This is a genomic window from Paenibacillus tritici (assembly GCF_013204885.1).
Taxonomy (GTDB): domain Bacteria; phylum Bacillota; class Bacilli; order Paenibacillales; family Paenibacillaceae; genus Paenibacillus_AQ; species Paenibacillus_AQ tritici.
This window is the reverse complement of record NZ_JABMKX010000006.1, coordinates 354,473-368,445: the sequence shown is the minus strand read 5'-3', so window position 1 is coordinate 368,445 and position 13,973 is coordinate 354,473. Positions and strand designations below refer to the sequence as shown.

Below are 13,973 nucleotides of genomic sequence, written 5' to 3'. Positions count from 1 at the left end.
GAAGTGACATATCTTGCATTCTCCATACTTGATGTGAAATGAATGTCATCCTTAATTTAGCAATAAAATTAAAAATTAAGATGTTAAAAAGATCACAGAAATAATGATATATATCACAGGTACATGCTGCCAAAAGAAAGAAACTCCTGTCCGTAAAGGAAGGAGTCTCGTCTTCAGCTTATATAACGCTTAGTAGGCCCACCAGTTGCCTGACATCACAATCATCGAGAACAGCTTGAGACTGTCTTCATAATAATCCTCTGCTGCGCTACTGGCGGTATGGTTCCAAAGGGAGTTCAGCCAGTTCTGGTTCGCAGATGAGGTCATAGCACTGACACCAAAGGGAGCATAGAATGCGCCGCTGTTATAGCTGCCAAAAGTGGTTCCGTTCAGCTTATAGCCGTCTTTGATATTACCGGGCGTATTGCTTGTCTTGGTCTTGATCCAGCTGTTCAGCTGAGTAAGCTGGGACAAGGCGCGATTATCCCCAGTAAGCAAGTAGTCGGTGGTAATCCGCCACGGGATACGGCAGGAATTATAGTTATAATCCCCGTCGTTATCAGACTCCAGGAAGTTCGGCGCAGCGGGTTTGTACGTATTATTGGAATAGACAACGAAGTCAGGGAGCAGACCGGTAGTGGAGCTATAGCCGGTATAGAGGCTGTTGATTAAGGTATAAGTCTTGTTCGTTACATTCTGCCAGCGGGCATCCCCTGTAGCGGCCTGGAAAGCCTTGAAATGGTTCACCATGAAATCGGAAGGCCGGGTGGCAGTATTATAGGAGCCGCTGCTCGCCCAGTCCCCAAGCCGGATCGTCCACTGAGTCTGATTGATATCATTATTCATAATGGCGTTGATGATATTGGTGGCGGCCTGCTGATAATTAACGGTTCCGCTGCTTCCCCATTGTCTGTGGGCGAGCAGCAGGGAGTAGGCAATATCCATGTCACCGTCTGTGGCCGAATTCTCGCCTTCGACATTCTGGAAGCTGCTGTTCTGTTTCCAGGACATCAGGTACGGATTAATGGAGCTGGGGTGCGCCTTGTAATAATTATAGAGTCCATTATAATAGGTTTGCGCATTCGGTTCATAACCGGCCATTAAGACGGTGAACAGCATCCCGTAACCCTGCGCTTCAGATACCGTCTCCCCGGCTGAATTATATTTAACATAATATTTGCCGGTTCCGGCCGGTTTGAGGTAGGTCCCCTTCCAGGCATCCCATTTGGTCTTCACAGCATTATCCAGTACGGTTTGTGTTACATGATTCGGCTTGATGGTTCCGCTTGTATAGGTCGTATGCTGCGGGAACGGCTTGTTCACGGCGGCGAATGCAGACCCGGCGGGCAGGATGAAGACAGCCAAACATAGAAGCATCAGACTTGTCCAGTGCAGCTTGCGCTTACCTTGCTTGTTCATAACCCATTCACTCCTCGTTGGTTGGTGGATCAGGCAGAGAATTGCAAGATTCGAACTCTTTCTTCCATATTTGTAAATATGAACACATTTAATATATTATTCCAGCGGCTTGCTGTCAATGAGCAGATGGTCCCGTCGTATGCTGCTGAATCCTCTCCTATGTTCGTGCCGGTTGAAGCGGGCCGGACTAATCTACTATGTTTAACATAATATCTGCTATACATGAGGAGGAACCGTAATTGGGTGAATGCGCAGAAGATTTCCCGGGCGCCGCATCAGCAAGTGGAATAATGTAGCTTATTTCGCCGATTTTCGAAGGATGTTCCGCAACAAGTGGATAAACAGCATCTGCTATTGTACTTATCGGCTAGTTTGAATAAAATGTGTCTTTTTAAGTGCTGTTAATCCACCTGCTGCCGCATAACGATTCATCCGCACATCATCAAGTGGAATAAATCCACCTACACTCTCCCGCACCACAGGAGGGCTTATCCACCAGTAGTAACGGCTACGCCATCCTTAGAAGGACAGCGTAGCCGTTTCAGCGCGGAAAGTAATAGAAGGAACTTTTGAACTTTTATAGCTTTGAAGCCTATAAATCCAATAAAAGCCCTCTCAGGCCGCGGAATTCCCACGGTCTGAGAGGGCTGCTAGATACATCAATGTTGCTCTATTCCATATCCGTAATCATATGCTCCGCAATCAGCTGCTGCTTGCGTGTCCATAAAGGTTCACTCAGGTTCACGCGGAAGACTTCCGGGTTGAGCTTACGCAGGTATTCCGGCCAGAACAGGTCGAGCTGCTCCTGATGATAACGGCGGATCTCCGCCAGATCCGGCAGGGTATAGACCTGGAAGCCGTTCACCACAATCGGCTCCAGCATCCGCAGAGCCTCGTAGCGCTCCACATGCTTCTTCATATATGGATGCAGCGGATTGAACAGCTTCAGCCGGACACCATTGCGCGGTGCCTCCTCCCCGGCGAAGCTGATATAATCGGCCAACGCTTTTCCTTTCTGCCCGATAATACGGTAGACTTCCTTTTTACCGGGAGTGGATACCTTCTCGGGATTGGAAGAGATTTTGATGGTGGGAATCATCTCACCGTTTGGAGCTTCAATCTCGACCAGCTTATAGACACCGCCCAGAGAAGGCTGATCCGCCGCGGTGATGAGCTGGGTTCCGACCCCCCATGTGTCAATCGCTGCCCCCTGTGCCTTGAGGTCCATAATGGTGTTCTCATCCAGGTCATTGGAAGCCACGATCTTCACATATTGCAGCCCGGCTTCATCCAGCATCTGACGGGCCTGGCGGGACAGATACGCCAAGTCCCCGCTGTCCAGCCGGATGCCGTTCATCCTCTTGCCCTGCGCCTCCAGCTTCTTCGCCGTGTTAATCGCATTCGGCACCCCGCTGCGCAGGGTATCGAAGGTATCCACCAGCAGGGTAACATTGTCGGGCATGACTCTGGCATAGGCGTCGAAGGCTTCCTGCTCGCTTGGGAAGCTCTGCACCCAGGAATGGGCATGGGTGCCCTTCGTGGGGATGCCGAACTTTTTGCCGGCCAGCATATTGGAGGTCGCATGGAAGCCGCCCACATAAGCAGCACGGGCTCCCCATACGGCGGCATCTGCTTCCTGCGCACGCCGCGTTCCGAACTCAAGCAGCGTGTCATTCGGGGCTACCTGCTTGATCCGGGAGGCCTTGGTAGCGATCAGCGTCTGATAGTTCATGAAGTTCAGAATCGCGGTCTCTACCAGCTGTGCTTCCATAATCGTGCCTTCCACACGGATCAGCGGTTCATCCGGGAAGACAAGTGCACCTTCCTTCATGGAATGAAGGCTGCCCTGGAAATGGAACTGCAGCAGCTCCTCCAGGAAGGCCGGTGCATAGTCCTCTTCCTGCTCCGACAAGTAACGGATATCCTCTTCCGTGAACCGCAGCTCGGCAATGTACTGGGCAATCCGCTCCAGACCGGCAAATACAGCGAACCCGTTGCCGAACGGCAGCCTGCGGAAGTAGGCTTCGAACACCGCTTTGCGCTTGTGTGTACCATTCACCCAGTGGGCGTACATCATATTAATCTGATATTTATCTGTATGTAGCGCAAGTTCTCTCCTCAAGTCTTCATCTCCTAGTAGTTACACTGTTGTATTAAACTCAGCCCTTGCTATATTGTTCCACGAATCTCTATTCCGCCTTGACGACCTTCGCCCCGAGACTTCCGGTGAAGTGTCCCAGCGCCCACACATGGCCGCCCGGATTGAAGCTGGCTACTGCATCCTCATGCACCGTAATGGCAAAGCCGTTGTTGTAGGCATCCACTGCGGTATGAAGCACACAGATATCAGTACATACCCCGATCAGGTGAAGCTCGGTAATGCCCCGTTCACGCAGCTTGAGCGCAAGATCTGTGCCGCAGAAGGCGCTGTACCGCGTTTTGTCCATCCAGGTGATCGCTTCGCGGTTCTCCTCGTATACAGCCTTCAGGGTGCCGTACAGCTCACGCCCCCGGCTTCCCCGCAGATTATGGGGCGGAAACAGCTTGCTCTCCGGATGGTGCGGATCATTGGCTTCGTGCAAGTCTACCGCCATCACGACATAATCCCCGCTCTGCACGAATTGCTCCGTAAGCTCGCTTACTCTGGGCGCAATATCAATGCCGGGCTGGCCTACAGGCAGATTCCCGTCAATAAAATCATTGGTGAAATCAATAACAATCAGTGCTCTCATGGGCAGGGTAACCTCCTAAAAGTGAAGTAGGCTTAAGCTTAGGGAAGCTTAAGTATAGATGGATAATAACGGCTCATGATCTGTAAACATATAGAGCTGTGCCGGACGCTGGGAATATTGATTGGAGCTGAGCGGATTGCCTTCTTCATCGCTCACTTCTTTTAATATACCCTGACGGCTGCGTGTTGACGTAATTTTGCGGATAAAATTCGGTTCCTTGAATTCAGGCACGACTGTCTGGATGACCTGATACAGCTCACTCAGCGTGAAATGACGGGGCAGAAACTGCCGGGCAATCGTGGTCTGCAGCATCTGCTGCTGAATCCGCAGGTAAGCGTCGGTAATGATATCATGGTGGTCGAACGCCAGCTCCAGCTCCTCCAGCGCTTCCTGCAGGGTGAACAGGCCTACCTCACCTGCATCATCCGAGGCCTGCCGCTGCTCCAGCATCCACTCCTCTACCAGGGCGAAAAAAGCATGGCTGATGATCCAGCCGCGCGGATCACGGCCCGGCTGGCTATAGACGCCGAGATATTCCAAATGTCCGCCGTCTACGCCCGTTTCTTCCTTGAGCTCGCGTGTAGCCGCATCGTAAATCGACTCATCCTCCTGGCAGAAGCCGCCCGGCAGGGCCCACATGCCCGCACACGGCCATTTTTTGCGCCGGACCAGCATCACCTTCAGCTCCCGCAGAGGAAGGGTCTTCGTAACGGTCTTCCGTTCGCGTTTGGTCAGCGTAAACATGACAATATCCGCCGGAACACCATCCGGAGTGCGATATTTTTTGGCGTTATAGGTTGGTTCCGCGTTCTCACTCACTATATATCATCCTTTGCCGCAGCTATTGTTGTTGTTCGTATCTTTTAATGTACCAAACCTGTCTGCCCAAAATCAACCGCGAGCCGGCCGCAGATATGTAAAAAGGGACGGATTCACATCCGCCCCGGAGATATTCCTTAATCACCGCAAGTGGATGGCGGCGCTTCGGTGCCTGCTTCCACATTGATTTTATCGGAGACGGTATCCCTAATGACGGAAATGACCATCTGCAGCAGATAATTGATATCGCTCTGGCTCTGCTGGAACTCGTTCACTACCGGGATACTGTCGATCTCATCCTGCAGCACTTCGATTTCACGTTCTATCTTCTCTACCATCGCCTGATTCTTGAAGCTCTCGAAGGCCACAATCTCCTTCTGCTTCTTCTTAATGGTTGCAATGAGCCCCTGCACACGCTCGTGATTCAGAATCTTCTGCTCGGCCTGCTGGAAATGGCGGACCTCCTCACTCGTGGAGATGAGAGCAGCCAGATCCTTGGCTTTGCCCATAATATCTTCACGTACGATCAGATCGCGGGTATGGTGGGTCTGCATGCCATATTCATTCAAACGTGCTTCTTCCTGGCTCATTCTTCTCGCCCCATTTCTCTATAATTAGAGGACCGCTGCGGCTTCCGCCTGATAGTCCCCTTTGATGTACCATGTCTTCGCATCTGTGATTCTCACCTGCACCAGCGTACCGATAAGAGATGACGGGCCTTCAAAATGCACCAGCTTACTGTCACGGGTACGTCCGGCCAGCATCCGGGCATTATTCTTGCTCTCGCCTTCCACCAGAACCTCGACCAGCTTGCCCAGCATCCGCTCATTCCCCAGCCGGCTCTGCGCTTTGATCAGATCGTTAAGGCGCTGCAGACGCACGCTCTTGACTTCTGATGGAACATTATCCTCCATGGCAGCAGCAGGTGTACCTTCGCGCGGAGAATAAATGAAGGTATACGCCATATCATACCCTACTTCGCGCACCAGGGACAGTGTCTCCTCGAACTGCTCCTCCGTTTCTCCGGGGAAGCCGACAATAATATCCGTCGTCAGCACCGCGTCCGGCACGCCTGCCTTGATCTTGCGGACCAGCTCCAGGTACCCTTCACGGGTATACTTGCGGCTCATCCGCTTCAGCACCGCGGTACTTCCCGACTGCACCGGCAGATGGATATGCTCCACCAGATTGCCGCCTTTACCCAGCACATGAATCAATTTATCATCAAAATCACGCGGATGCGAGGTCATGAACCGGATACGCGGAAGGTCGATCCGCCGCATGTCGTCCATCAGGTCGCCGAAGGTATAGTCGATGTCTGTGAAATCCTTCCCGTAGGCGTTAACATTCTGCCCCAGCAGCGTCACTTCCTTGAAGCCCTGACGGGCCAGCTCCCGCACCTCGGCAATGACATCCTCCGGACGTCTGCTGCGCTCTTTGCCCCGCGTGAACGGCACAATGCAGTAGGTACAGAACTTGTCACAGCCGTACATGATGTTCACCCAGGCGCGCAGCCCTTCCCGCTTCTTCGGCAGGTTCTCGATGATGTCGCCTTCCTTGGACCAGACCTCGATCACCAGCTCCCGGCTGAACACCGCTTCCTTAATCAGCTCCGGCAGCCGGTGAATATTGTGCGTACCAAAGATCAGATCCACGAAGCTGTGCCGCGCCATAATCCGGTTGACCACGCCCTCCTCCTGGGACATGCAGCCGCAGATCCCGAGCAGCAGGCCCGGCTTCTCCAGCTTCAGGGTCTTGAGATGGCCCAGCTCCCCGAACACCTTATCTTCCGCATTCTCGCGGATCGCACAGGTATTCAGCAGAATGATATCCGCCTCTCTGCGGTCTTCCGCCGCCCGGTAGCCCAATTGCTCCAGCATCCCCTTCATCGTCTCGGTATCGTGTTCATTCATCTGGCAGCCGTAGGTGGTGATATGATAGGTTTTGCCGCGTCCGAAATCCTCCATCTCCGGCGGAATCTCGAAATGATAGTGGACCTCAATCTCTTCCTTGCCCCGGCGCTTGCCTTCTTTATAATCGGGCTGGCTGTTGATCTGCACGTTTCTGCCTTTGATCCGGTAGGTGGTCTTGCCCTCGGATTCGCTGATGATTCTGGCATCGCTATAATCGAAATATTTAGAGTAGTCCTTGCTCCCCTGAGCGGAGTTCATGTCCGTGGAACCGTTATTCCCCTTCGCCATGCTGCATCACGTCCTCTGTGGATTTGCTTCAATTCATAGGCTTCACTAATGTAAAATTATATCATAGCGCTCCCAAGTTAATCCATTCTCAGATACAGGATCTCCGCAAAAGAAAAGCCTTCCCGCAATCAGCAGAAAGACAGGGCACGCAGGAACGGCTAGGGCGTTCATAAGAGGGTCGATCCGTTTCAGGGGCATCCGGCCTACGGCCTACGCGGCGCTACCAATCCAATTGTGTTCGGTTTTCCGATTACATTTGGCTTACGTGGCGTACCCAATCCAATTGTGTTCGGTTTTCCGATTACATTTGGCTTACGTGGCGCACCCAGTCCAATTGTGTTCGGTTTTCCGATTACATTCGGCTTAAGCGGCGCACCCAGTCCAATTGTGTTCGGTTTTCCGATTACATTCGGCCTACGCGGTGCGTCCAGTCCAATTGTGTTTGGTTTTTCGATTACATTCGGCCTACGCGGTGCGTCCAGTCCAATTGTGTTTGGTTTTTTTTAGGGTTCCGGACTTATTCAGTTCAGTCAGCTTACCGCAAGGAGTCCTAATCGCCGAGCCTGTAGATCAGAATCGAGGCATTAGAGTTGATCTGCGTTCCTCCGGCCAAGGTCTGTAAAGTAACTGCAGCGGCACTGGAATGGTTCCTTAAAGTGATTACATCGCCAGGGATTGCAGAGATAATCACCATCCCGGGGTTAGGCTGTGTTCCCGCTCCTGAACCGTAGACACTGCCTCCCACAGGAGCGCCATTTAGATACAAGGTGAACTGATTCGGCTCCAATGCAGTGACAATGAAGATGACCGCATAATCCCCTGCATTCTCAACATTAATCTCGGCTGTACTGGGAGTGTGGCTGAATCCTACAAGACTCTCATTGCTGTCAAAAGTAACATCTGCTTCAGTAGCCACAGTCTGGGCCCCCGTATTGAAAATATAAGCATAAGACGATGCCAGTGCGCCCGTGGCACCTGTAACACCAGTCAAGCCAGTCACACCCGTAGCCCCCGTAGCTCCTGTCATACCGATAGCTCCTGTGATTCCAGTTACTCCCGTGGCTCCGGTGACTCCCGTAGCTCCTGTAACCCCTGTAACTCCCGTAACTCCCGTAATTCCCGTAGCACCCGTTGCCCCGGTGGCTCCGGTGACTCCGGTTCCCGCTTCTCCCAGCAATTCCTGCGAGACCAGACGGTGTGCGGTCACCAATTGTCCGCTTGAATTTTGGCCCCATACGGAGACCTGCGCTTCGGAGACTGCTGTTCCTGTCGTGTTGAACACGAATTCAAAGGCATCCAGGTCCGCATAGTAGATTCTGTTGACTACCTGGGAGGGAGCCACACTGATCTCCTCCTGCACATATAAGGTGCGGGAGCCGTTCAGGCTATAGCCCAAGATAAGAACATCGAAGAATCCGGTTAGATTACGGCCGTCTATTTTGAGTGTTACTCTTTGAGTCGGGCGGGTACCCGTATTGCCTGCAATATTGTTCTCAATCGGTCCTGTCGATAAAATTGCCATTGCCAGCTCTCCTCTCAACCTAAATTCAGCCTCGTTAATAGCAATATTCGAGAGATACTAGAAGAGTGTTGGCACATTGGCATTATTCAGATTCACGCGCAAAAAACACCCCATGCGAGCAGCCATAGCGGATAAACTTGAAGTCTATCAGAATGGCATCGCATAGGGTGTTACCGGTCAGGCTCTATCTATTAATACAAAGTCTTGGTCGCCTCGGAGGTGAACGGAATAATCTCGTCCGTCTTGCCTGCCTGCACTTTGGCAGGCCAAGCCGGATCGCTGATCAAGGCTCTGCCTACCGCCACCAGATCGAATTCTTCCTTATCCAGCCGCAGCAGCAGCCGCTCAAGGTTGTCATCCTCATTCTTCTCCGTAACCGCACTGGTGAATGCGCTGTCCAGGCCGACAGAACCTACGGTAATCGTCGGTTTGCCTGTAATCTTCTTGGTCCAGCCCGCCAGGTTAAGCTCAGAGCCTGCGAATTCCGGCTCCCAGAAGCGCCGGGTGGAGCAGTGGAAGATATCCACCCCCGCATTGCTGAGCGGTGTCAGGAAGCGGGCGAGGTCTTCGGGGGTCTCTGCCAACTTGGCGTCATAGGCTCCGGCCTTCCACTGTGAGAAGCGGAGGACAATCGGGAAATCCGGTCCTACCGCGCGGCGGCAGGCATCAATTACTTCCACTGCGAACGTGGTCCGCGCTTCAAGATCCCCGCCGTATTCATCGGTCCGGCGGTTGGTCTTCTCCCAGAAGAACTGGTCGATCAGGTAACCGTGGGCACCATGGAGCTCAATGCCGTCGAAGCCGATGGCTTTGGCATCCTTGGCCGCCTGGGCAAAGGCACTGACAATCCCCTGAATCTCGCTCTTGGTCATCGGCTCGGTAACCTGCTCCCCGGCCAGGTTAAGGCCGGACGGGCCGATAGGCAGCGCCGAAGCGTTGGGCAGGTCACCAATGCTGCGGGCCATACCCACATGCCATAGCTGAGGAATAATCTTGCCTCCGGCTGCGTGCACCTCCCGCACGACCTGCGCCCATCCCTCCAGGGAGGCTTCGCCGTGAATATTCGGGATATCCTGATGGCTGACCGCTGCCGGATGATTGATGGCTGTGCCTTCGGTAACGATCAAGCCTACTCCGCCTTCCGCCCGGCGGCGGTAATACGCCGCCACCTCAGGTCCGGCTACCCCTCCAGGTGACTGCGCACGTGTCATGGGTGCCATGACTACCCGGTTGCTCAGCGACAGGCCTCCGCCTTCAAACGGTTCAAACAATGGATCAACGTTCATAATTTGCCTCCGTTTCATAATATGATTACTTTAAGTAAGCATATTATGACGCTTCTCAGCAGCAAAAGCAAATCCGCAGATTATATTCTATCCAATCTACAAATCCAGAACACCGGCTTTGGGAGTGACATGGAAGGCTGCAGCCAGATCAGCCAACTGCTGATCGGTAATCTTCTGTCTGATCTCTCTTCCGCCGATCAGATTATAGACAATCGCGGCCTTCTCAATCGTTTCAACCAGGCCGAACGTGGCGTCCATCGTCGCGCCGGTCACAAAGATTCCGTGCTGCGGCCAGATGACGACGCGGTAGTCTTTCATTTTGTCAGCCGTAGCCCGGCCGATGGCACTGCTGCCCGGCACCATCCAGGGAATGACGCTGACACCGTCCGGGAAGACAACCAGACATTCTGTGCACATTTCCCACAGGGTCTTGGTGAATTTCAGCTCATCCAGATCATGGGTAAAGGTCATGGCAATCACATTCGTCGCATGGGTGTGCAGCACGATACGGTGCGCAGGATCAACCTTCAGCCGTTCAATATGGCTCATGAAATGGGAAGCCAGCTCACTTGTCGGAACCGCGCCGTTACGCAGACCCCACAGTACCTCCACGCTCCCGCCGCTGTCACTGACACGAAGCACTCCAAGATTAGCCTCCGGGTCCTTGATCACATTGCGGAAGTATTTGCCGGAGCCGGTTACAATGAAGTACCTGCCTGCCAGCTCGCTTACAGGGAAGGTAAGGCTGATCGTACGCAGCGGCTCACCGATATGGATATACCTCGCAACCTCTTCTTCATCCAGCAGATAACTGACATTGCCCCCGTTCAGCTCATCCCAGCCCAAGGACCACATGTGATGGGTGATTTCGGACATTTCCTGGATAAAAGGCGCCATAACGCCGGAATGATACCCTTTGGTTTCTATTACGGAAGTACTCATATATTTTCTCTCCTTCTATATGCACCTTCAGCGTGAGGGTACTTGTTATGTCAGCGGCCTGACCTTATCTACCGGCCAATACGTCCTGCTCATAGCTTTTCACTTCAGCCAGCCATTGCTCGCGGACCGGGGTACCCTGTGAAGCGCAGTAGTAATCCCAGACTGCACCGAACGGATAAGACTTGAATTCTTCCACCAGGGCCAGCCTTGAAGTGTAGTCTCCGGCCCGTTCGATAGCCCGAAGCTCCTCTACCGGCTCCAGCATGGCGCGGAGCAAGGCCTTGATCGTATTGCGCGTGCCGATCACCCAGGCCGCGAGATGATTGATGCTGCCATCGAAGAAGTCGAGGCCGATGTTCGTGCGCGGCAGCAAATCACCGCGCACCAGTTCACGGGCAATTTCCAGCAGCTCGTCATCCATCGTCACCACGTGGTCACTGTCCCAGCGGACCGGTCTGCTGACATGCAGCAGCAGTTGCTCGCTGAACATCAGGATCGAGCTGAGCTTGTTAGAGATCACTTCCGTCGGATGGAAATGTCCGGCATCCAGACAGATCGCTTTGCCGCGGGTAAGACCGTACCCCATATAGAATTCATGGGACCCGACAACATAACTCTCGGAGCCGATACCGAACAGCTTGCTCTCCACGGCATCAATATTGTACTGCGGATCAATCTCCTCGCTGAAGATTTCATCCAGCGATTCCTTCAGACGTACACGCGGTGCCAGTCGGTCCACCGGAGTATCTTTATAGCCGTCCGGCACCCAGAAGTTCGTTACACAGGGCTGCCCCAGCTCACGGCCGAAATGCTCGGCGATTCTGCGGGAAGCCTTGCAATGCTTAATCCAGAAGCTGCGGATCTCCTCGTCGGCATGGCTGAGGGTGAAGCCGTCTGCCGCCTTCGGATGGGAGAAGCAGGTCGGATTGAAATCAAGTCCCAGGCCCTGCTCCTTGGCCCAGGTTACCCAATTGGCGAAATGGCGCGGCTCCAGCTCATCCAGGTCCACCTGCTCGTCGGTGTCGGCATAGATCGCATGAAGATTGACCTTGTGCTTGCCGGGAATCAGGGAGAGGGCCTTCTCCAGATCCTGGCGCAGCTCATCCGGTGTACCGGCCCGCCCGGGGTAGCTGCCGGTTACGGCAATGCCGCCGCTGAGCTCTTTATCCTTGAACAGGAACCCCTGCACATCGTCGCCCTGCCAGCAATGGAGTGAGATTTTGATCCGGGCCAGCCTCTCCAGTACTTCGTCTGTATCAATTCCGTGGGCTGCATATAATTTCTTCGCTTCGTTGTAACTAATGGTGATGCTCTGATCCATGCTGTTGCCTCCTAAACGTATTGTGAGCGTCCGCTCCGCTTGGTGGTCTGGTGGACCACAAGCTTCTTAAGTTCCTGAATGGAGCTGCTCCCAGCGGGCCAGTAGCTGATCCAGCTCAGGAAGCGGCTGCGGCAGGTAGGACTTGATAGGAAAGGAATGGCTGATCATCCTCCGGGCTTCATGAATATCCGCTATACGGCCCGCCTCTATCATCTGTACAGCCAAGTTCCCGAGAGCCGTTGATTCCGTCGGGCCCGCCAGGACTTCCCTGCCGGTGACATCGGCAGTAATCTGGCACAGCAGCTCATTATTGGCGCCTCCGCCGACAATCTGCAGTACTTCGATGCTCTTACCCGTGAGGTCTTCCAGCTCTGCCAGATAGCTGCGGTAGGATAGCGCCAGACTGTCCAAGACACAGCGGGCGAGTTCGCCCGGTGTCCCCGGAACAGGCTGACCGCTCTCCTGGCAGGCCCGGCGGATCTCTTCAATCATATGATCCGGGTTCAGAAACCGCGGATCATTGCACGGAATCAGACTGCGGAAGCCTTCACTCTCTCCTGCAAGGGTAGCCAGTTCGGCGAAGCTGTATCTTCCCCCGTCCAATCTCCGTACTTCCTGAATCAGCCAGAGACCCATGATATTCTTCAGGAAGCGGTAGGTGCCGTAAGCCCCCCACTCATTGGTATAATTGGCGGCCATGGCTCTACTGTCATTCATTGGGTGATCCAGCTCTACCCCCAGCAGTGACCAGGTGCCGCTGCTGAGGTATGCCGAGGATCGCCCCTTCTGTGCAGGTACACCCAGCACAGCCGAAGCCGTATCATGGGTGGCGGCACAGATCAGACGGCAATCCGGCAGATCATACTGCTCGGCCAAATTCGCCGAGAGGAGGCCGAGATCTTCTCCCGGCTCGGTCAGCGGGGCGAACTGTTCTCTGCGGAGCTGCAGAAAGGATAGAAGTTCAGGGTCGAAATCACGTGAGGCCAGATTCAGAAGCTGCATCGTGGATGCATTGGTGACCTCATTAATCTTGCGTCCGCTAAGCCGGTAGTAGAGATAATCCGGCACCATCAGAATCTGGTCAGCCGCTGCCAGCTCTTCGCGGTTATGCGCATAGAGCTGATACAGCGTATTGAAGGGGAGCTGCTGAATCCCGGTCTTGGCATACACCTTCTCCGGTGAGAGCTGCTTCGCGACCTCTTCCATTACCCCGTCTGTCCTGCGGTCACGGTAGGCATACACTTCCCTGATCCGCTTCCCTTCCGCATCCAGCAGCACATAATCTACCGCCCAGGTATCAATGCCGAGTGTGCATTCCTTAACGCCTGCGAGCTTTGCCCGGTGAAGACCGTCAATAATTTCATGAAACAAATAATCAATATCCCAGAAGCAATTGCCGTCCTGCTCTGTGAAGCCGTTGCTGAAGCGGTGAAGCTCCTCCAGCTTGAGACTCCCATCCACAATGGTTCCGAGTACAAGCCGTCCGCTGGAGGCGCCGATATCGACGGCGATATGGTTGGTCATGGGGAACCTCCTTTTTTCTTCAGATTCAGCTATTGCTAACCTCTTCATCGTATTCCCGTTAATCTTTGTTGTCAACAAATTAATCATCAAATATGTTGTTTTAATTTGTTTATTGTTTGTTTTACGAAGAATAAGCTACCTTATATGTGGTTTTCAGGGACGATTTCTGTTAATTTTGTTGTACAACACAGAAATTACGGTCTATAT

At 53.4% G+C, this 13,973-nt stretch carries 11 protein-coding genes; all 11 read right to left on the bottom strand.

Annotated features, from left to right (window positions below):
• Positions 1–189: 189 nt before the first annotated feature.
• Positions 190–1,419, bottom strand: coding sequence for a family 8 glycosyl hydrolase (locus HQN87_RS13295; RefSeq protein ID WP_173133583.1), 1,230 nt, complete (start codon positions 1,417–1,419; stop codon positions 190–192).
• Positions 1,420–2,089: 670 nt separating this feature from the next.
• On the bottom strand, positions 2,090–3,541 hold the full coding sequence (locus HQN87_RS13290) for a nicotinate phosphoribosyltransferase (protein WP_173133580.1): 1,452 nt from the start codon (positions 3,539–3,541) through the stop codon (positions 2,090–2,092).
• Positions 3,542–3,608: 67 nt separating this feature from the next.
• Positions 3,609–4,151 carry a cysteine hydrolase family protein gene (locus tag HQN87_RS13285; RefSeq protein WP_173133577.1) on the bottom strand — a complete coding sequence of 181 codons (543 nt, stop codon included), beginning with the start codon at positions 4,149–4,151 and terminating at the stop codon, positions 3,609–3,611.
• Between the two features lie 48 nt (positions 4,152–4,199).
• Entirely contained in the window at positions 4,200–4,970 is a 771-nt protein-coding gene (locus HQN87_RS13280; protein WP_173133574.1) for an NUDIX domain-containing protein, read from the bottom strand.
• 137 nt (positions 4,971–5,107) lie between these two features.
• Complete coding sequence (locus tag HQN87_RS13275) at positions 5,108–5,560, bottom strand: YlbF/YmcA family competence regulator (RefSeq protein ID WP_173133571.1); 453 nt, start codon at positions 5,558–5,560, stop codon at positions 5,108–5,110.
• 24 nt (positions 5,561–5,584) lie between these two features.
• Positions 5,585–7,171 carry a tRNA (N6-isopentenyl adenosine(37)-C2)-methylthiotransferase MiaB gene (gene miaB, locus HQN87_RS13270; RefSeq protein ID WP_173133569.1) on the bottom strand — a complete coding sequence of 529 codons (1,587 nt, stop codon included), beginning with the start codon at positions 7,169–7,171 and terminating at the stop codon, positions 5,585–5,587.
• 550 nt (positions 7,172–7,721) lie between these two features.
• The gene (locus tag HQN87_RS13265) at positions 7,722–8,693 is read right to left on the bottom strand and encodes a BclA C-terminal domain-containing protein (RefSeq protein ID WP_173133566.1); all 972 of its coding nucleotides are present in this window, start codon (positions 8,691–8,693) and stop codon (positions 7,722–7,724) included.
• Positions 8,694–8,884: 191 nt separating this feature from the next.
• The gene (locus HQN87_RS13260) at positions 8,885–9,979 is read right to left on the bottom strand and encodes an NADH:flavin oxidoreductase (protein ID WP_173133563.1); all 1,095 of its coding nucleotides are present in this window, start codon (positions 9,977–9,979) and stop codon (positions 8,885–8,887) included.
• Positions 9,980–10,075: 96 nt separating this feature from the next.
• On the bottom strand, positions 10,076–10,921 hold the full coding sequence (rhaD, locus tag HQN87_RS13255; protein WP_173133560.1) for a rhamnulose-1-phosphate aldolase: 846 nt from the start codon (positions 10,919–10,921) through the stop codon (positions 10,076–10,078).
• A gap of 64 nt (positions 10,922–10,985) precedes the next feature.
• Entirely contained in the window at positions 10,986–12,242 is a 1,257-nt protein-coding gene (rhaA, locus tag HQN87_RS13250) for an L-rhamnose isomerase (protein WP_173133557.1), read from the bottom strand.
• Between the two features lie 66 nt (positions 12,243–12,308).
• Positions 12,309–13,766, bottom strand: a complete 1,458-nt coding sequence (rhaB, locus tag HQN87_RS13245) for a rhamnulokinase (RefSeq protein ID WP_173133554.1) — start codon at positions 13,764–13,766, stop codon at positions 12,309–12,311.
• Between the last annotated feature and the right edge of the window lie 207 nt (positions 13,767–13,973).

Excerpts from the sequence above, each read along its gene's own strand:
- HQN87_RS13295 (WP_173133583.1), bottom strand. The coding sequence starts at position 1,419 with ATGAACAAGCAAGGTAAGCGCAAGCTGCACTGGACAAGTCTGATGCTT.
- HQN87_RS13285 (WP_173133577.1), bottom strand. The coding sequence starts at position 4,151 with ATGAGAGCACTGATTGTTATTGATTTCACCAATGATTTTATTGACGGG.
- HQN87_RS13275 (WP_173133571.1), bottom strand. The coding sequence starts at position 5,560 with ATGAGCCAGGAAGAAGCACGTTTGAATGAATATGGCATGCAGACCCAC.
- miaB (WP_173133569.1), bottom strand. The coding sequence starts at position 7,171 with ATGGCGAAGGGGAATAACGGTTCCACGGACATGAACTCCGCTCAGGGG.
- HQN87_RS13265 (WP_173133566.1), bottom strand. The coding sequence starts at position 8,693 with ATGGCAATTTTATCGACAGGACCGATTGAGAACAATATTGCAGGCAAT.
- HQN87_RS13260 (WP_173133563.1), bottom strand. The coding sequence starts at position 9,979 with ATGAACGTTGATCCATTGTTTGAACCGTTTGAAGGCGGAGGCCTGTCG.
- rhaD (WP_173133560.1), bottom strand. The coding sequence starts at position 10,921 with ATGAGTACTTCCGTAATAGAAACCAAAGGGTATCATTCCGGCGTTATG.
- rhaA (WP_173133557.1), bottom strand. The coding sequence starts at position 12,242 with ATGGATCAGAGCATCACCATTAGTTACAACGAAGCGAAGAAATTATAT.
- rhaB (WP_173133554.1), bottom strand. The coding sequence starts at position 13,766 with ATGACCAACCATATCGCCGTCGATATCGGCGCCTCCAGCGGACGGCTT.